This is a genomic window from Streptomyces sp. NPDC002809 (assembly GCF_040295435.1).
In the GTDB taxonomy this organism is placed as follows: Bacteria; Actinomycetota; Actinomycetes; order Streptomycetales; family Streptomycetaceae; genus Streptomyces.
In genome coordinates, this window is record NZ_JBEOVJ010000049.1 from 1 (window position 1) to 18,102 (window position 18,102).

General features: G+C 70.8%; 16 protein-coding genes and 1 pseudogene. 10 read left to right on the forward strand and 7 right to left on the reverse strand.

From position 1 onward, the window contains the following. Positions 1–120 precede the first annotated feature (120 nt). The 3 genes from ABT025_RS25525 to ABT025_RS25535 form a co-directional block, all read right to left on the reverse strand. On the reverse strand, positions 121–696 hold the full coding sequence (locus tag ABT025_RS25525) for a TerD family protein (protein ID WP_266930369.1): 576 nt from the start codon (positions 694–696) through the stop codon (positions 121–123). Positions 697–846: 150 nt separating this feature from the next. Beyond that, positions 847–1,305 carry a peroxiredoxin gene (locus ABT025_RS25530; RefSeq protein ID WP_350998881.1) on the reverse strand — a complete coding sequence of 153 codons (459 nt, stop codon included), beginning with the start codon at positions 1,303–1,305 and terminating at the stop codon, positions 847–849. Positions 1,306–1,480: 175 nt separating this feature from the next. Further along, positions 1,481–1,918: a DUF3052 domain-containing protein gene (locus ABT025_RS25535; RefSeq protein ID WP_148017457.1), complete on the reverse strand. Its 438-nt coding sequence runs from the start codon at positions 1,916–1,918 to the stop codon at positions 1,481–1,483. A gap of 575 nt (positions 1,919–2,493) precedes the next feature. On the opposite strand from ABT025_RS25535, the gene aceE reads away from it, so the two are divergent. Next, entirely contained in the window at positions 2,494–5,235 is a 2,742-nt protein-coding gene (aceE, locus tag ABT025_RS25540) for a pyruvate dehydrogenase (acetyl-transferring), homodimeric type (protein WP_350998883.1), read from the forward strand. 181 nt (positions 5,236–5,416) lie between these two features. Here the strand turns inward: aceE and ABT025_RS25545 are convergent, their stop codons facing one another. Both ABT025_RS25545 and ABT025_RS25550 read right to left on the reverse strand, forming a co-directional pair. After that, the gene (locus tag ABT025_RS25545; protein WP_350998886.1) at positions 5,417–5,779 is read right to left on the reverse strand and encodes a peptidase inhibitor family I36 protein; all 363 of its coding nucleotides are present in this window, start codon (positions 5,777–5,779) and stop codon (positions 5,417–5,419) included. A 177-nt stretch (positions 5,780–5,956) separates the two neighbouring features. Then, on the reverse strand, positions 5,957–7,567 hold the full coding sequence (locus ABT025_RS25550) for an MFS transporter (RefSeq protein ID WP_350998889.1): 1,611 nt from the start codon (positions 7,565–7,567) through the stop codon (positions 5,957–5,959). 117 nt (positions 7,568–7,684) lie between these two features. Here ABT025_RS25550 and ABT025_RS25555 point away from each other — a divergent pair, with 117 nt between their 5' ends. The 7 genes and pseudogenes from ABT025_RS25555 to ABT025_RS25585 all read left to right on the forward strand — a co-directional run. After that, positions 7,685–8,365, forward strand: a complete 681-nt coding sequence (locus tag ABT025_RS25555) for a TetR family transcriptional regulator (RefSeq protein WP_350998892.1) — start codon at positions 7,685–7,687, stop codon at positions 8,363–8,365. 216 nt (positions 8,366–8,581) lie between these two features. Then, positions 8,582–9,793: an alpha/beta hydrolase gene (locus ABT025_RS25560; protein WP_350998894.1), complete on the forward strand. Its 1,212-nt coding sequence runs from the start codon at positions 8,582–8,584 to the stop codon at positions 9,791–9,793. Positions 9,794–9,909: 116 nt separating this feature from the next. Continuing rightward, complete coding sequence (locus tag ABT025_RS25565) at positions 9,910–10,875, forward strand: DUF4429 domain-containing protein (RefSeq protein ID WP_350998897.1); 966 nt, start codon at positions 9,910–9,912, stop codon at positions 10,873–10,875. Between the two features lie 119 nt (positions 10,876–10,994). Further along, positions 10,995–12,386: a sensor histidine kinase gene (locus ABT025_RS25570; protein WP_350998900.1), complete on the forward strand. Its 1,392-nt coding sequence runs from the start codon at positions 10,995–10,997 to the stop codon at positions 12,384–12,386. Continuing rightward, positions 12,383–13,066 (forward strand): response regulator, encoded by a 684-nt coding sequence (locus tag ABT025_RS25575; protein ID WP_350998903.1) that lies wholly within the window; start codon positions 12,383–12,385, stop codon positions 13,064–13,066. The genes ABT025_RS25570 and ABT025_RS25575 overlap by 4 nt, the downstream gene beginning before the upstream one ends. A 164-nt stretch (positions 13,067–13,230) precedes the next feature. Continuing rightward, positions 13,231–14,304, forward strand: a complete 1,074-nt coding sequence (locus ABT025_RS25580) for an alpha/beta hydrolase (RefSeq protein WP_350998906.1) — start codon at positions 13,231–13,233, stop codon at positions 14,302–14,304. A 78-nt stretch (positions 14,305–14,382) separates the two neighbouring features. Next, positions 14,383–14,607 (forward strand): annotated as a pseudogene (locus ABT025_RS25585) (acyltransferase family protein); the annotation flags it as partial. Positions 14,608–14,625: 18 nt separating this feature from the next. Here the strand turns inward: ABT025_RS25585 and ABT025_RS25590 are convergent. Further along, complete coding sequence (locus ABT025_RS25590) at positions 14,626–15,642, reverse strand: aldo/keto reductase (protein WP_350998909.1); 1,017 nt, start codon at positions 15,640–15,642, stop codon at positions 14,626–14,628. Then, on the reverse strand, positions 15,642–16,103 hold the full coding sequence (locus ABT025_RS25595) for a MerR family transcriptional regulator (protein ID WP_350998911.1): 462 nt from the start codon (positions 16,101–16,103) through the stop codon (positions 15,642–15,644). The genes ABT025_RS25590 and ABT025_RS25595 overlap by 1 nt, the downstream gene beginning before the upstream one ends. 105 nt (positions 16,104–16,208) lie before the next feature. Between ABT025_RS25595 and ABT025_RS25600 the strand changes: the two genes are divergently transcribed. Next, on the forward strand, positions 16,209–16,748 hold the full coding sequence (locus ABT025_RS25600; RefSeq protein ID WP_350998912.1) for an ArsR/SmtB family transcription factor: 540 nt from the start codon (positions 16,209–16,211) through the stop codon (positions 16,746–16,748). Between the two features lie 17 nt (positions 16,749–16,765). Further along, positions 16,766–18,040 carry an MFS transporter gene (locus ABT025_RS25605; RefSeq protein WP_502972026.1) on the forward strand — a complete coding sequence of 425 codons (1,275 nt, stop codon included), beginning with the start codon at positions 16,766–16,768 and terminating at the stop codon, positions 18,038–18,040. Positions 18,041–18,102: the final 62 nt, after the last annotated feature.

Sequence of the window (18,102 nt, forward strand, 5' to 3'; positions counted from 1 at the left end):
AGTCGTTCAACCGTTGTTCAACCGTTTAATCTGTCTCCCGCGCGCGTCGGGCGCCGCACTGGGGGCGGCGCCGGACGGGACGTGCTGGTGCGGTCCGGGACGTGCGCCCCGGACTGCCGGCTAGACGTTGACGCCGAAGTCCTGCGCGATGCCGCGCAGACCCGAGGCGTAGCCCTGACCGATGGCACGGAACTTCCACTCCGCACCGTTGCGGTACAGCTCGCCGAAGACCATGGCGGTCTCCGTCGAGGCGTCCTCGCTGAGGTCGTAGCGCGCGAGCTCGGTGTTGTCGGCCTGGTTGACCACGCGGATGTACGCGTTGCGCACCTGGCCGAAGCTCTGCTGGCGGGACTCCGCCTCGTAGATCGAGACCGGGAAGACGATCTTGTCGACGTCGGCCGGGACACCGGCCAGGTTCACCTTGACGACCTCGTCGTCGCCCTCGCCCTCACCGGTGAGGTTGTCACCGGTGTGCTCGACGGAACCGTCGGGGCTCTTGAGGTTGTTGAAGAAGACGAAGTTGCCGTCGTTGCCGACCTTGCCCTCGGCGTTCGTCAGCAGCGCGCTGGCGTCGAGGTCGAAGTCTCCGCCGGTGGTGGTACGAGCGTCCCAGCCCAGACCCACGATGACCGCGGTCAGGTTGGGCGCGGCCTTGGTCAGCGAGACGTTGCCGCCCTTGCTGAGGCTGACTCCCACGAGTCCTCCCATTGGTTTCTTTGGGGGCCGGCCGGTGCCGGCGCCTCCACGTCGTGTTGGCATCCGATCAACGACTGGATCCTAGTGACCGGTTCCCGGCCAAAACAGGCTTTTGGCCGGGGGTCGCCCCGAGATCCACCGGATCTCGGGTCAGAGAGCGCCGAGCGCCTTGACGTACTCGTTGAGGTCGCGCGCGTCGGGCAGGCCGTTGACGACCGTCCAGCGCACCACGCCCTCCTTGTCGATGATGAAGGTCCCGCGCACCGCGCAGCCCTTGTCCTCGTCGAAGACGCCGTACGCGCGCGAGGTCTCGCCGTGCGGCCAGAAGTCCGAGACGAGCGGGTACTCGAGGCCCTCCTGCTCGGCGAAGACGCGCAGGGTGTGGATGGAGTCGTTGGAGACGGCGATCAGCTGTGTGTCGTCGTTCTCGAACGTGGGCAGCTCGTCGCGCAGCGCGCAGAGCTCTCCCGTGCAGACGCCGGTGAAGGCGAACGGGTAGAACAGCAGCACCACGTTCTTCTCGCCGCGGAAGTCGGAGAGCTTCACGGTCCGGCCGTGGTTGTCCTTCAGCTCGAAATCCGGGGCCTGGGTGCCGACCTCGATCGCCATGAAACGCGTCCCTTCGCTACGTCGCCGGGCTGGGCTGTCCGGGTGACTCCCACCCTACGCAGAGGCGTGGGGCGGCCGTGCAGCACCCGTGGAAGGTTCCTGCGGACGTGCGGGGGAATGTACGAAGGCCCCGGACGGCGCGATGCCGTCGGGGGCCTTCAGGGGCGAGTGCGGTTCAGCGCTTGGCCTTGGCCGCCTTCGGCGTGACCAGACGGCTGCCCGTCCAGTCCTTGCCCGCACTGATGCTCTTGGTCTGGGCGAGACCGGCTGTCTGGGCAGCCTCGTTGATGTCGCTCGGCTCGACGTATCCGTCACGGCCGGTCTTCGGCGTCATCAGCCAGACCGTACCGCCGTCCTCGAGCAGACCAATGGCATCCACCAGCGCGTCCGTAAGGTCGCCGTCCTCGTCGCGGAACCAGAGCAGGACGACGTCTGCGACGTCGTCGTACTCCTCATCGACGAGATCCTGGCCGGTAGTGGCCTCAATGCCCTCACGGAGCTCCAGCTCGACGTCGTCGTCGTAGCCGATCTCCTGGACCACCTGTCCGGGCTCGAACCCCAGGCGTGCTGCCGGGTTGGTCCGCTCCTCCGCGTGGTCCGCGGTCGCGCTCACGGGTTGCCTCCTGATCATGTTTCGGAAAATGCTTCAGCCACGCGCGTGCGCGGGGCGTTGGCCGTAGTCCACACGGGAGCGGCGGATCGCGCAAGTACCCAGCGTACGAGACCGCCTAAACGGTGACGTTCCCTGCCACGTCACCGCACTGTCGGCGGACCCTCTGCGGGAGCCGGCGCTGCCGTCCACACCCTTTACGTCCTTGAACAGCTTATGCGGTTTCGGTCCGGCAATCGGAGTCGAACAGCGTTTGGGAACGCTTGGCCGCCTTGGGCGTATGGTTGCGGTTTGGCCCGACCCATCCCTCCCGGCCCATCCTGCCCGATGCCTCGCGCCCCATGTCTCATGGCCCGGCGCCTCGTGTCCGGCGCCTCCGGCCCGGCCGGATCCCGGCTTCGGCGCGGCCCGTGCGCCCGTCCGGGACACGGAGTCGCGAAAGTCGCCGGTTACCTCTCGGTAGAGATGACGTTTGCGTCCTCGCGGTACACGATGGGATGGCGTACGCGCAGACACACCGGGGGGACCACTCCCGTGCCCAGGCCCCGTAGAGCAGCACCGAACAGCGAAGGAACAGCGTGGCTTCCGGATCCGATCGCAACCCGATCATCATTGGCGGCCTTCCGAGTCAGGTCCCGGATTTCGATCCCGAAGAGACCCAGGAATGGCTCGACTCCCTCGACGCCGCCGTCGACGAGCGAGGCCGTGAGCGGGCCCGCTACCTCATGCTCCGGCTCATCGAGCGCGCGCGCGAGAAGCGTGTCGCCGTGCCGGAGATGCGCAGCACGGACTACGTGAACACGATCGCCACGAAGGACGAGCCGTTCTTCCCCGGCGACGAGGAGATCGAGCGCAAGGTCCTCAACGCGACGCGCTGGAACGCGGCCGTGATGGTCTCGCGTGCGCAGCGTCCGGGGATCGGCGTGGGCGGGCACATCGCCACGTTCGCCTCCTCCGCATCGCTCTACGACGTGGGTTTCAACCACTTCTTCCGCGGCAAGGACGACGGCCGGGGCGGCGACCAGATCTTCTTCCAGGGACACGCCTCCCCCGGGATCTACGCCCGCGCGTTCCTGCTGGACCGGCTGAGCGAGACGCAGCTCGACGCCTTCCGCCAGGAGAAGTCGAAGGCTCCGAACGGCCTGTCCAGCTACCCGCACCCGCGGCTGATGCCGGACTTCTGGGAGTTCCCGACCGTGTCGATGGGCCTCGGCCCGCTCGGCGCGATCTACCAGGCGCGGATGAACCGCTACATGGAGGCGCGCGGCATCGCCGACACCTCCGATTCGCACGTCTGGGCGTATCTCGGTGACGGCGAGATGGACGAGCCGGAGTCGCTCGGCCAGCTCTCCATCGCGGCCCGTGAGGGCCTGGACAACCTGACCTTCGTCGTCAACTGCAACCTGCAGCGCCTCGACGGCCCGGTGCGCGGCAACGGCAAGGTGATCCAGGAGCTGGAGTCGCAGTTCCGGGGCGCCGGCTGGAACGTCATCAAGCTGGTCTGGGACCGTTCCTGGGACCCGCTGCTGGCGCAGGACCGCACGGGCATCCTGGTCAACAAGCTGAACACGACGCCGGACGGGCAGTTCCAGACGTACGCCACCGAGACGGGTGCGTACATCCGGGACCACTTCTTCGGTGACGACCCGCGGCTGCGCGACATGGTCAAGGACATGACCGACCAGCAGATCCTGCACCTCGGGCGCGGCGGTCACGACCACAAGAAGGTCTACGCGGCGTACGCGGCGGCCAAGGCCCACAAGGGCCAGCCGACGGTGATCCTGGCGCAGACGGTCAAGGGCTGGACGCTGGGGCCGAACTTCGAGGGCCGCAACGCGACCCACCAGATGAAGAAGCTCACCGCCGAGGACCTCAAGCGTTTCCGGGACCGGCTGCACATCCCGATCGCGGACTCGCGGCTGGAGGACGGCAACCCGCCGTACTACCACCCGGGCCGCGACTCGGAGGAGATCCAGTACATGCACGACCGCCGCAAGGGTCTGGGCGGTTACGTCCCGACGCGTGTGGTGCGGGCGAAGCCGCTGGTCCTGCCCGAGGACAAGACGTACGCGACCGCGAAGAAAGGCTCGGGTCAGCAGTCGATCGCCACCACCATGGCGTTCGTCCGCATCCTGAAGGACCTCATGCGGGACAAGGAGATCGGCAAGCGTTTCGTGCTGATCGCGCCCGACGAGTACCGCACCTTCGGCATGGACGCGTTCTTCCCGAGCGCGAAGATCTACAACCCGCTCGGGCAGCAGTACGAGTCGGTGGACCGCGATCTGCTCCTCGCTTACAAGGAGTCGCCGACCGGACAGATGCTGCACGACGGCATCTCCGAGGCGGGCTGCACGGCCTCGCTGATCGCCGCGGGTTCGGCGTACGCGACGCACGGCGAGCCGCTGATCCCGGTGTACGTCTTCTACTCGATGTTCGGTTTCCAGCGCACGGGTGACCAGTTCTGGCAGATGGCCGACCAGCTCGCGCGGGGCTTCGTGCTCGGCGCGACCGCCGGGCGTACGACGCTGACGGGCGAGGGCCTCCAGCACGCGGACGGCCACTCGCAACTGCTCGCCTCGACCAACCCGGCCTGTGTCGCGTACGACCCGGCGTTCGGGTTCGAGATCGCGCACATCGTCCAGGACGGGTTGCGCAGGATGTACGGCGGGACGCCCGACGAGAACGAGGACGTCTTCTACTACCTCACCGTCTACAACGAGCCGATCCAGCACCCGGCCGAGCCCGCCGACGTGGACGTCGAGGGCATCCTGAAGGGCGTCTACCGCTACAGCAGCGGCGAGAGGGGCGAGATCCCGGCCCAGATCATGGCGTCCGGTGTGGCGGTCCCGTGGGCGGTCGAGGCGCAGCGCATCCTCGCCGACGAGTGGAACGTCAAGGCGGACGTCTGGTCGACGACCTCCTGGAACGAGCTGCGGCGCGAGGCCGTGGACGTGGAGCGGTACAACCTGCTGCACCCGGAGGAGGAGCAGCGCGTGCCGTACGTGACGCGCAAGCTGTCCGGTGCGCAGGGGCCGTTCGTGGCCGTCTCGGACTGGATGCGGTCCGTGCCGGACCAGATCTCGCGCTGGGTGCCCGGTGCGTACCAGTCGTTGGGTGCGGACGGTTTCGGCTTCGCGGACACGCGCGGGGCGGCCCGGCGGTTCTTCCACATCGACGCGCAGTCGATCGTCCTCGCGGTGCTCACGGAGCTCGCGAAGGAGGGGCGGATCGACCGTTCGGCGCTGAAGACGGCGGTCGACCGTTACGAGCTGCTCGACGTGGCCTCCGCCGATCCCGGTGCCGCGGGCGGCGACGCGTAGGGGCGGAACGCACGACGCGGGGCGGCGGGACCCGAAGGGGTCCGGCCGCCCCGCGGTGCTGTGTGCTGACTGCTGTGTGCTCCGGTGTGCGGGCCCGTCCTCCCGGGGCCCGCACACAGCGGCCGCGGGTCCGTCCTCCCGGGCCCGGGCTGCGGGCCGGTCCTCCGCGGCCGCCTGTGGGTCAGTTCTCCCAGATCTTGAAGGCACGCACCTGGTACGGGATGCGCGGGACCCAGGTGCCGCCGCCCGGGTAGGTCTCGAACTCGCCGGTCTCGTCGCACTCCGCCGACTGGTAGGCGGTGACGGGGCGGCCCGTGCGGTTGACCAGGGCCTGGACGGTGGCCCCCGCCTTCAGCGGTACGCAGCTCTCGATGTCGATGGTGGAGAGCTCGTGGACCTGACGGGCGCCGGTGAAGTCGGGTTTCGCCCAGAGGCAGAGCTGGCCGCTTCCGCAGTCCCCGAGCCGGCCGGGTGCGGCCTGGGCCGGGACCTGTGGGAGGAGCGCGGTGGCGGCCAGGGCTGCCGCGACAACGGTCGTACGCATGTGAATCAACCCCCGTGGTGATGTGGATCTTCCGCGTCCACCCTGAGCCGCGCGGCGGCGGCCCGGGAAGGGGCCCGGGGGCGGGACCACCCTGATAGGCGACAGCCCTGCCGGAACGTTCCGGCAGGGCTGTCGTACGCGCTGTGTTGACGCCGTGGGGCGCCGGGGCGGGTCGGGTCAGATGTGACCGGCGCCCGCGCCCGCCTCGGCGTTCTCGCCGCGCTTGGTCAGGGTGGCGACCAGGGCGGCGATGACCGCGACGACGCCGGCGACCATGAACGCCGTGCTCATGCCCGAGATGAAGGTGTCGTGGGCGACGTTCACGATCTTGCCCGCGACGTCCGGCGGGGTTCCCTCGGCGACCGGCGGCATGCCGACCTTGATGGCCGAGGACGCCTGGTCGAGCTGCTCGGGCGACAGCGGCGGAAGCTGCGCTGCCTTCCAGTTGCCGGGCAGCTCGGAGTCGACGCCGGCTGCCATGATCGCGCCCAGCACCGCCGTACCGAGACTGCCACCGACCTGCATGGCGGCCTGCTGCAGACCGCCGGCGACGCCGGAGAGCTCCATCGGGGCGTTGCCCACGATGACCTCGGTGGCGCCGACCATGACCGGCGCGAGGCCGAGACCGAGCAGGGCGAACCAGATCGACATGGTCAGGGTGCTGGTGTCGACGGTCAGCTGGGACATGCCGAACATGGCGACCGCGGTACTCACCATGCCGCCGACGAGCGGAACCCGGGGGCCGAACTTGGTGATCATGGCGCCCGCGAGCGGCGAGGCGACGATCATCATCCCGGTCAGCGGCAGGAGGTGCAGACCGCTGTCCACGGGGCTCAGACCGTGCACGTTCTGGAGGTAGAAGGTGACGAAGAACAGGCCGCCCATGAAGCCGAAGGCCATCAGCACCATCAGCACCGTGCCCGCGGACAGCGGCACGGAACGGAACATCGCCAGCGGGATGAGCGGTTCCCTGACACGCTGCTGGACGAGGGTGAACGCGCCGAACAGGACGACGGCGCCCACCAGGAAGCCGACCGTCTTGACGTCGCCCCAGCCCCACTCCGCGCCCTTGATGAGCGCCCAGATCAGGCAGAACATCGCCGTCGACAGCAGCACGATGCCGGCGATGTCGAAGGAGCGCGGCGCGTTCTCGGCGCGGTGGTCCTTGAGGATCAGCACGCCCATGACGAGGGCGATCACGCCGACCGGCACGTTGATGAAGAAGACGGACTGCCAGCTGACGTGCTCGACGAGCACGCCGCCCAGGATCGGGCCGCCCGCGGTCGAGGCGCCGATCACCATGCCCCAGATGCCGATCGCCATGTTCAGCTTCTCGGCCGGGAAGGTGGCGCGCAGCAGGCCGAGCGCGGCCGGCATCAGCAGGGCGCCGAAGAGGCCCTGCAGCACGCGGAACACGATCACCAGGACGACGCTGCCGGAGAAGCCGATGGCTGCCGATGCCGCGGCAAAGCCGACGACACCGATCAGGAAGGTCTGGCGGTGTCCGAACCGGTCACCGAGCTTGCCCGCGGTGATCAGGGAGACCGCGAGGGCCAGCATGTAACCGTTGGTTATCCACTGGACGTCGGCGAGCGAGGCGCTGAGGTCATTCTGGATCGCGGGGTTGGCGATCGCGACGATCGTGCCGTCGAGCGCGACCATCATCACGCCGATGGCCACGGAGAAGAGCGTCAGCCAGGGGTGGCCGCGCAGCCCCTTGGCAGGTGCGGAGCCGGCAGGGCCCTGGGGCTCCCGCGACGCCTTCTCTAGGGTGGGCTGACTAGTCATACGCGGGAGATTAGTGTCAGTCACTGACAGTTGACAAACCAATTCACAAGTCGGTAACTGTCACGTAGCTCACAGGTAGGCTGAGCTGGACAAAGCAGGGGAAAGAGGACCAGTTCAGTGACCGACGGGCAGCGAGCCGCGGGCCTTCCGGCCGGGCTGCGTGAACGCAAGAAGCAACGCACCCGGGACGCCCTGCTCCGTGCCGCCCTCGATCTCTTCACCACCCAGGGGTACGAGGAGACCACCGTCGACGAGATCGCCGACGCCGTCGAGGTCTCCCAGCGCACCTTCTTCCGCTACTTCGCGGGCAAGGAGTCGGTCGTCTTCGCCGTCCAGGACATGGTGGAGTCGCGCTTCATCCTCGAACTGCGTCAACGTCCCGCCGCCGAAACCCCTTTCGAGGCCATGCGTCGCGCGGTCCTGAGCGCCTGGAACAGTATCGGAGAGGCCATCGAGGCCCTCATCCCGGTCGAACTCCACATGCGGGCGTACCAGATGATCGAATCGACCCCCTCCCTGCTCGCCGCCCACATGCGGCGCAGCGTCGCCCTGGAGGAGCAGATCGCCGGGCTCATCGCCGAGCGCGAGGGCCTGGACATGACACAGGACCCGCGGCCGCGCGTCGCCGTCGCCGCGTTCTCCGGAGTGATGCGGGTGACCGGGCAGCTGTGGGGGCGGGGCTGCGACGGGAGCATGGACTCGCTGCGGACACTGACCGAGACCTACCTGGACCAGCTGGGCCCGGCCCTCGCCGGGGACTGGCGTGCGCACGCGGCCGGGACGGCGCCCCTCAACTGAGGTGGTGTGCCGCACGTCTCGGGCCCGGCACATGACCGACCTCACAACAGGCGGGCCACGGCGCCCCGATGCGGCACTCCGGTGGCGCCGGGCGCGTCGGAGCGTGCCGCAAGGCCGAACACAGCGTGAGCGAAACGGTGTTCTCTTCCCCGTAGTCGGGTGATGTGCGTCACCCGCTCAACGACGTCTTGCGCGCGTCTCCTAATGTGGGCCGAAGTGACTTCCTTCGACTCCTCCCCCACGCTCACCGCCTGGCGCGCTCTTCTCGCCATCGCGGTCGTGTTCGTGATGCTGGCGACCACCGGCTGGACCGCCGTGCGTCATCAGCACTCCGGCACGCCACGCACTGTCGCACTCGCTTCCTGGGCCAAGGGTTCGATAGCGGGACACGCGCTCCCTTCGGCGGATGCGCCTCCGTACAAGCTGGCGCACTTCTTCGCCGCGCTCACGGACGCGCAGAGTGCCGGGCTGGCCCGCAAGTACCCCCTCGTGGTGGGGAATCTGAACGGCGCCCCGGTCACCCTGCGCTACCGGGCGAACCGGCTGGCGCTGGTTCAGGCGCGCACGACCGAGCAGGCCCGGGTGCACGACCCCAGGCTCTCCCCCGACGGCCGCGCCGAGGCGCAGCACCGGGCGGACCGCTTCCGGTCGATGCTCGCCGACGGCCGGCACTTCCTCGCGTTCGACCCGACGGGCCGTGGCCACGCCGCCGAGGTGTTCGGCGACCTCGACCGGGCCGACCGGGTCTCGGTGATCGTCCCGGGCGTCGATACGAACCTGCTGACGCTGGAACGCACCGGCAGCAAGACGAACGCCGCGCCCGTCGGCATGGCCAAGTCCCTGTACGCGGCCGAGCGCGCCGCACATCCCGGCGTGCGGACCGCGGTGATCGCCTGGGCCGACTACACCGCACCGGCCGGCATCGGCATGGACGCGGCGCTGGGCAACCTCGCCGAGCGCGGGGCGGTCCGGCTCGAGGCACTTGTCGGGGCGCTCCCGGGGACCGCGCCCGTCTCGTTGTTCTGCCACAGCTACGGCTCCGTCCTGTGCGGCGTCGCCGCGGACCAACTGCCCGACCGGGTGTCGGACATCGCGGTCGCGGGAAGCCCCGGCATGCGGGCCGACAACGCCGGACAGCTGCACACCCGGGCCAATGTGTGGGCGATGCGGGACCGGGACGACTGGATCGAGGACGTGCCGAACCTGGAGGTCGGGGGGCTCGGCCACGGGGCCGACCCGGTGGATCCGGACTTCGGCGCGCGGATCGCGTCAGCGGGCGACGCGGTCGGCCACAGCGGCTATTTCGAGCCGGGGACCGCGAGCCTCGGCAACTTCGCCGCGATCGGTGCCGGCGCCTACGCCTCCGTGACCTGTGCCCAGGACGACAACGGCTGCCACAACCGGATTTCCGGCCGTGAGACCTCCTGACGCGCACAAACGACCGCGCGAACAGGTCTGACGCGCGTAGAGATCCGCGACCGGCCACGAATTGTGAGGACCTCCGAAGGGGGACGAGCGGGCAAGTGCCGCATACGATGAGGCACATGGGTGATGTGCTGGCCGGAATTCAGGCCACCTGGGAGTTCGACACCGACTCCGTGCTCATCCGCTTCGAACGGGGTATCCGTACACCGAGGCTCCTCCAGAGCCTTCGTGAGCGCCGTGTGCCGCATGCGGCGCTGTCGTCGGTGACGCTGACTCCGGGCAAGCGGGGCACGGTGGTGCTGCGCGCGGTCCCGAGACCCGGTGCCGATCCATTGCTGGAGGCGGCGGCCGGGCAGCTGAAGGACGGCTGCGATCCGTACCGCCTGGTGCTCCCCGCCGAACGCGAGACCCTCGCCGAGTACTACGCGGACGAGCTGCGCGCACGGCTGGGACCCGACTCGGGCGAACCCGCCGACCGGTTCCTGGTCGCGGCGCCCGAGGCCCCGATGCACTTCAAGGCGTACGACGCCAGGGCCAGCTTCGACGGGGACCGGATCTCCTTCCGCTGGTTCTGGACGGGTGCCTCGTCGGAGAAGTGGAAAGCGGGCGACCAGACGTTCCCGGTCGCGGAGCTGAGCGGGGTCGAGTGGCGTTCGCCCGAGGCCTTCGAGGGCTATCTGCGACTGGTGCCGCGCGGCCTGGAGTCCGTGGGCCCGGCCACCGGTCCGGGCGCCGGACCGGCGGCCACCGGTCCGGGCGCGGGCCTGCTGACGAGCACCGCCCCGAGTGCACAGCCGATGGCGGCGCCTCCGACCCGCGTGGATCAGGACCCGGCCGCGGTGATCTTCGGCCTCGGCTACGGCCCGGTGCACGAGTCGCTGCCCTTCGCCGCGGCCGTACTGGAATCGGTCCGCAGGAAGCAGACCACGCCCGTCCCGACCGCGGCCGCCCTGGTGGGCGCGGGACGACGGGACCCGGCGGACATCGCGGAGCGGATCCGGCATCTCGGGGAGCTCCACCAGGCCGGTCTGGTGACGGACGACGAGTTCAGCGCGAAGAAGGCCCAGCTGCTCGCCGAGCTGTAGCGGTCTGCGGCCGCCCCTTCCGTACCGGCGGGTGATACCCCGGTACGAGTGGCGCGGCCGCAGAACGGAACCCCGGTATGACGCCGGCGGGCGGCTTCGCTGCCTACGCTGATCAGGCCATGCCCCCTTCCTCTCCGCCCCCGTCGCCATCGTCGCCGCCCGCTCCCCCGCACTCTCCGGCGGACGGTGTGCTGAGCGCCACCCTCCGCAATCTGCGCGAGATCGCCCGTGCGCTGTCCCACCCGTCCCGTCCTCCGAGACCGCTCCTGGCCGACGCGCCGAAGCAGTGGCAGCGCCTGGTGCCCTACGTCGTCGTCCTCGCGCTCGTCGCCGTCTTCGTCCCGGTCACGATCACCGTCCTGAACGATCAGTACGGCCTGCGCGGTGGCATCGCGGGAGCGCTCGCCGTCGCGCAGGCCGCGCCGCTCCTGATGCTGGCGCACCGCCCGCTGCAGGCCTGGTGGATCATCTTCCCGGCCCAGGTCCTGACCGCGATCGTGCTGCTCGGCCAGGACGGCGGGCAGAACTCCGCGTGGCCGTGGACACCGCCCGGTTTCATCAGCTACCTCTTCCTTCTCCTGGCCCTGAGCCTGCGCGAGCGTCGGCGGACGCTGATCGCCGTCTGGCTGGCGCCGGGGGCGGCGGGGCTCATCCTGTATCTGGCCTCCAGCGAGCGCGGCGACAACAACTCGATCCTGTTCCTGATCCTCGGCGCCGTGGTGCTGGTGATCGGCGCGGCGGTACGGGAACGGGGCGACGCACGGCGCCTGCTCGCCGAGCAGGAGACCATCAGCGAGGCCGAGCGGGCCCAGCGGACGCTGCTGGAGGAGCGGACCAGGATCGCCCGCGAGCTCCACGACGTGGTCGCGCACCACATGTCTGTGATCACGGTCCAGGCCGACTCCGCCCCGTACCGGTTGCAGGGGCTGCCGGACGAGGCGCGGGCGGAGTTCGCTTCGATCGCCGCGAGTGCGCGGGAGTCCCTCGGGGAGATGCGGCGGCTCCTGACGGTGCTGCGCAGCGAGGGTACGAAGGGCGAGCGGGCGCCTCAGCCGGGGCTGGACCGGGTGCAGCAGCTGGTGGAGGCGACGGTACGGGCCGGGCTGCCGGCCGAGCTGTCGCTGCCTGCCGGGCTGAAGGGCGTACCGCAGACGGTGGACCTGTCCGCGTACCGGATCGTGCAGGAGGCCCTGGCCAACGTGGTCCGGCACGCGCCGGGCGCCCGGACCCGGGTGTCGATCAGCTCCGACGGCGCCCATCTGACGGTGCTGGTCGTCAACGACCCGCCGGAGCGCACGGGTTCGTCGCTCGCTCCGCGCACTCCCGTGGAGACGACGGGGACGGGACACGGGCTGGTCGGAATGCGTGAACGCGTACGGCTGACCGGCGGCACGCTCGACACCGGACCGCTGCCGGACGGTGGTTTCCGGGTGGCCGCGCGGCTCCCCCTGCCACCCGCCTCAGCTCCTTCAGTCTCCCCTGTCCCGCCCTCGAATCCGGAGAACTCGTGACCATCCGTGTGATCATCGTCGACGACCAGGCCATGGTGCGGGCAGGGTTCGCGGCGCTGCTGGCGGCGCAGGCCGACATCGACGTGGTCGGTGAGGCGCCGGACGGCCGCCAGGGCGTCGACGTCAGCCGCCGCACTCATCCGGACGTGGTCCTGATGGATGTGCGGATGCCCGAGATGGACGGGCTGGCGGCGGCGCGCGAGCTGCTGAACCCGCCGGTGGGCGTGGTGCACGTGCCGAAGGTGCTGATGCTCACCACCTTCGACGTGGACGACTACGTGTACGAGGCGCTGCGCGCCGGTGCGTCCGGCTTCCTGCTGAAGGACGCCCCGCCCGCGGACCTGATCTCCGCGGTCCGGGTGGTGGCGGCCGGCGACGCGCTGCTGGCGCCGTCCGTGACGCGGCGCCTGATCGCGGACTTCGCCCGGCAGCGGCCGTCCGGAGCCGCCCGCAGCGGGCCCGCACTGCGGCTGAACGGGCTGACCCCGCGCGAGACCGAGGTACTGGAGCTGATCGCGCGCGGGCTGTCGAACCAGGAGATCGCGGGGCGGCTGGTGCTGGCCGAGCAGACGGTGAAGACCCATATCGGGCGGGTGCTGGCCAAGCTGGACCTGCGCGACCGCGCCCAGGCGGTGATCTTCGCGTACGAGGCGGGGCTGGTGGTGCCGGGCGCGGGGTGATCCCCCCGAACGCCTTCGGGGTGGCCCCCCGTACACCCCCTACCCCGGTATCACCCCGCACTTGGCCCCTCGGTGTGACGCCCCCGCACCCGTCGTCTTCCTACCTTCCTCCCCGACGCACCGAAGGCGTGCGGGAGCCGGCTCAGCCGGAGAGGGAGGGTCGGATGCGCCGCTATGCGAGGACCTTGGTCGCGGTCGCCCTGGCGACCACCATCGTGACAGGGACCGCCGGTTGGGCGTCGGGGAATGCCCAGCAGGCACTGACGGGGCCGCCGCCCGGCACCGCCGCCTGGCGGTCGGATCACGTACTGGGGCGGGAGCTGCCCGATCCGGCGCGGGACACTCCCGCGGAAGTGGCTTTGTTCTTCCGGGGGTTGAGTGAGGGGGAGCGCCAGTCCCTGGTCGCCCGGCATCCACTCGTCGTGGGGAACCTCGACGGCGTACCCGTCGAACTGCGCTACCGGGCCAACGCCCTTGCCCTGAAGGCTGATCACGACCCCCGGTACGCAAGCCTGGCCGCGGACCCGCAGCGCCTGATCCTCGCGTTCGACCCGCGCGGCCGCGGCCAGGTCGCCGAGGTGTTCGGGGACTTGAGCACCGCGGACCGGGTGTCCGTCGTGGTGCCGGGTTCGGACATCGACGCCGGGACCTTCGACCGTACGAACGATGTGTACGGAACGCCGGCCGGCATGGCCAAGTCGCTGTACGCGGAGACCGGTCCGGGCAGCGCGGTGATCGCCTGGGCCGGGTACACCACCCCCGTCGGGGTCGGCCTGGACGCCGCGACCGGATCGCTCGCCGAGGCCGGCGCGGACCGGCTGGCCCGGTTCACGGACGGACTCGCGGCCGCCGGTGTGCCCGCGCCCGCCGTGTTCTGCCACAGCTACGGCTCCGTCGTCTGCGGCCTCGCCGCGCCCCGGCTGCACGCCACCGACCTGGTCGTCCTCGGCTCGCCCGGGATGCGCGCCGACAACGTCCGCGATCTGCGGACCGACGCCCGGGTGTGGGCCGCCAAGGACCCCGACGACTGGATCGACGACGTACCGAACGTCGAGTTCGCCGGTCTGGGCCACGGCGCCGACCCGACCTCCGCGGAGTTCGGCGCCCGTCGGGTGCCGGCCCATGACGCACACGGGCACACCGGCTACTTCGCCCCCGGCACCGAGTCCCTCCACGCCTTCGCCGCGATCGCGGACGGCACGTACGGGGAGACGGCAGCGGAAGGGGCCACGCGATGAGCCTGCGCGCCCTCGCCTCCCGTATAGAAGCCCGTACCCCCGCCACCGCGACCGCGCCCTCGACGGTCTGCGCGCCCTGGGGCTGCGGTGCCCGGACCGACGACCGGCCCGGACACGCTCGGCTGGGTCCTGGCCCGGCTGGCCTGGATGCCTGTGTTCGCCGCGCTGCTGGTGCTGATCGCGCGGTACGCCCGGCGGTTCGAGACGCCGTGGAAGGCGGGGACGCGTGCCGCGAACGCCCGCCGCGCGACGGCGGGGGTGCTCGCGGCGGGGTTCGCGGTCTTCGCGCTGGGTCTGGCGTGAAGCAGAGCCCCCGGCCCGCTACTCGCGGGCCGCGGAGGTGGAGCTCATGTCCGGGTAGCGGTCGCCCGCCACCTGGCCGGCGATCGGCTCCAGCAGCGCCAGTTCCCCGGCCGACAGCGTGAGCCGGGTCGCGCCGACGTTCTCCAGCAGCCGGCTGCTCCTGCGGGTGCCGGGGATCGGCACCACGGCCAGCCCGTGCACCTGGGCCCGCTGCTGCACCCAGGCGAGGGCCACCTGGGCCGCGGTCGCCCCGTGCGCGGCGGCGATCTTGTGGACCGGCTCCAGCAGCGCGGCGTTCACCTTCGCGTTGTCGCCGGTGAAGCGCGGCTGGAACTGCCGGAAGTCGTTCTTCCCCAGGTCCTTGCCCGCGTCGGCGAACGCCCCGGTCAGAAAGCCCCGGCCGAGCGGCGAGTACGGCACGAAGGTCACGCCCAGCTCCACCGCGGCGGGCACCGCACTGCGCTCGACGTCGCGGCTGAAGAGCGACCACTCGGACTGGAGGGCGGCGATGGGGTGCACGGCGTGCGCCTCGCGGAGCTCCGCACCGGTCACCTCGCTCAGCCCGAGCTGCTTGACCTTGCCCTGCCGCACCAGCTCGGCCATCGCGCCGACGGACTCCGCCAGCGGTACGGACGGGTCGCGGCGGTGCATGTAGTAGAGGTCGATGACGTCGGTGTTCAGCCGGCGCAGGCTGTTCTCGACCGCCTGCCGGATGTACGCGGGGTCGTTGCGGACGCCCCGGTAGTGCTGGTCGTCCTCGCGCCGCTCGATGGCGAACTTCGTGGCGAGGGTGATCTCGTCCCGGTGCGCGCCGACGAAGGGCGCGATGAACTTCTCGTTGGCGCCGAGGCCGTACACGTCGGCGGTGTCGAACAGCGTGACGCCCGCGGAGAGGGCCGTCTCCAGCGTCTCGCGGGCCGCCGCCTCGTCGGTGTCGCCGTAGAACTCGCTCATGCCCATGCAGCCGAGCCCCTGGACGCCGACCTGCGGGCCGCCGCCGCCGAGCTCCACGGTGGCGATCTTGTTGTCAGTCATCAGGTACTGGACCTTTCCGGCACCCGCTGGGCGCCTGCATAGGACTCGATCTTGTAGTCGAGGACGGCGACGGTGTCCTGGAGCTCCGCGATCCGCTTCCGCACGTCGCGGCGGGTCGCCTCCAGCAGCTCCTTCCGCTCCTGGGAGGTGTGCTCGCCCTCACGCAGCAGTTCCGCGTAACGAACCATGTCGGCGACCGGCATTCCGGTCAGCCGCAGCTTGCCGACGAAGCCGAGCCAGTCCAGGTCGCGTCTGGAGAAGCGGCGCTGCCCCGTGTGCGACCGGTCGACGTACGACATCAGCCCGATCCGCTCGTACCAGCGCAGCGTGTGGGCGCTCAGCCCCGTGAAGGCGGCCACCTCACTGATGGTGAAGTGATCCTGGCCGTCGGCACGCGGATGGGGCCGGACGGCCGCTGCGCAGGCATCCGATGCTGCCGAACTGGTCTCCGTCACCGTCATGCCCTCCACGCTAGAACCCTGGAGTGCACTCTAAGCAAGCGCAATCGCATGCGAGTTCCGGCCACACCCTTGCTCAATGGTCAAGAATCGTTGACCATTGAGGGCATGCCTGCCGACGATCTTCCCGAGACGTTTCACGTCACCACTGACGAGCAGTTGCGCGCCGTCTCCAATCTCACGCGCCACCGGATCATGGCCGTGCTCCGCTTCGAGCCCGCGACGATCACGCAGATCGCCGGGCGGTTGGGCCTCGCGAAGGGGAGTTCCAGCTATCACGTGCGGCTGCTGGAGCGGGCCGGCCTGGTGAAGGTGGTGCGGACGCGGAAGGTCCGGGGGGTCACCGAGCGGTACTACGCGATGGCCGCCCGCACGATCGAGCTGCCGGATTCCGGGCCCGGCCGGCCCGACGCGCTGATGCGGCACGCGGTGGCGGACCTGGAGGCGGCACCGGCGGACGGCGAGCGGCACGTACGGATGGCCCATCTGCGGCTCACCGAGGAGCAGTTCGCGGAACTGGGCGCGCGGCTGGAGGCCCTGGCGGACGAGTACCGGGAGCTGTCCGATCCGTCGCTGCCGGACGTGTCACTCGCCTTCGCGCTGTTCCGCCCGGCTCCGCACCGGCAGGCCGAGGAGGACTCCGAGTGACAACGGAAGCAGAGAAGTTGCCGTCCGGATTCGGACGGCTGTGGACCGCGCAGACGGTGTCCTCACTCGGTGACGGGGTGACGCACGCCGCGCTGCCGCTGCTCGCTCTCGCGCTGACCCGGAACCCGATGGCACTCGCCGTCGTCACGGCCGCCGGGACCCTGCCGTGGCTGCTCTTCGGGGTGCTCGGCGGCGCGCTGGTGGACCGCTGGGACCGCCGGCGCACGATGTGGGTCGCGGACGCGGCACGTGCGGTGCTGCTCGCGGTACCGGCGGCGGCAGCCGCACTCGACGCGCTGAGCATTCCCCTCCTCGCGACCGTCGCCTTCCTGCTCGGCCTCGGCGGGCTCTTCTTCGACACGGCCGCCACGGCCTACCTGCCGGATCTGCTCGGCCGCACCCCCGCCCTCCTGGAGCGCGCCAACTCCCGCCTGCGCGGCGCCCAGACCGCCGCGTCCGGCTTCGCGGGGCCGCCCGTGGGCAGTGCGCTGCTCGCGCTCGGGCGGGCGGTTCCCCTGCTCGCCGACGCGGTGTCGTTCGCGCTCTCCGCGCTGCTCGTACGGTCACTGCCCGCCGCGCCCCGGCCCCTGCCGGAGGCCCGCGAGTCACTGCTCCGGCAGGCGCGGGCCGGGGCGTCGTACGTCTTCCGGGACCGGCTGCTGCTCGGGCTCGCCCTGCGTCCGGCGGTCGGGAACGTCGCCTTCCTCGCCGTGGAGACCGTGCTCGCCCTCTTCGCCCACGACCGTCTCGGCATCCACACGTTCGGCTTCGGCCTGCTCCTCACCGCGGAGGCGGCGGGCGGCCTGCTCGGCGCGGGCATCGCCTCCTTCCTCGGCCGACGCCTCGGCACCGGCACCGCGCTGACCTGCACGGCCGCGGTCGAGGGGCTTGCCGTCCTGGGGCTTGCCGCCGCCCCGAATCCGTACGTGGCCGGGCTCGCGCTCGCCGTCTGCGGGGCGGGCATGGGCGCCACGATGGTGCTCGGCCCATCCCTCCGGCAGGCGATCGTCCCGGCCCGCCTGATGGGCCGGGTCGCCTCCACCTCCCGCATGCTCGCCATGTGCGCCGCCCCGTTCGGCGCCTTCCTCGGCGGCTGGCTGGCCACCACGTACGACATACGCACCCCGCTCTACGCGGCCGCCGGGCTCCTCCTCGCCATGACCGCCGTCACAGCGACCATGACCTCCGACCGCCGGGTCGAGGCAGCGCTGCGTGGCGCCGCCCGGGACGCCGGTGCGGACCGGCCGGAATCCGAGGATGCCGCCCGGAAGGTCGCACCCGGCCTGTCGTGACGCTTTCCGCGACCGATGCCGGGAGCCCCGCGAGGTCGAAGCACCTGAAGGACCTCCGGGGC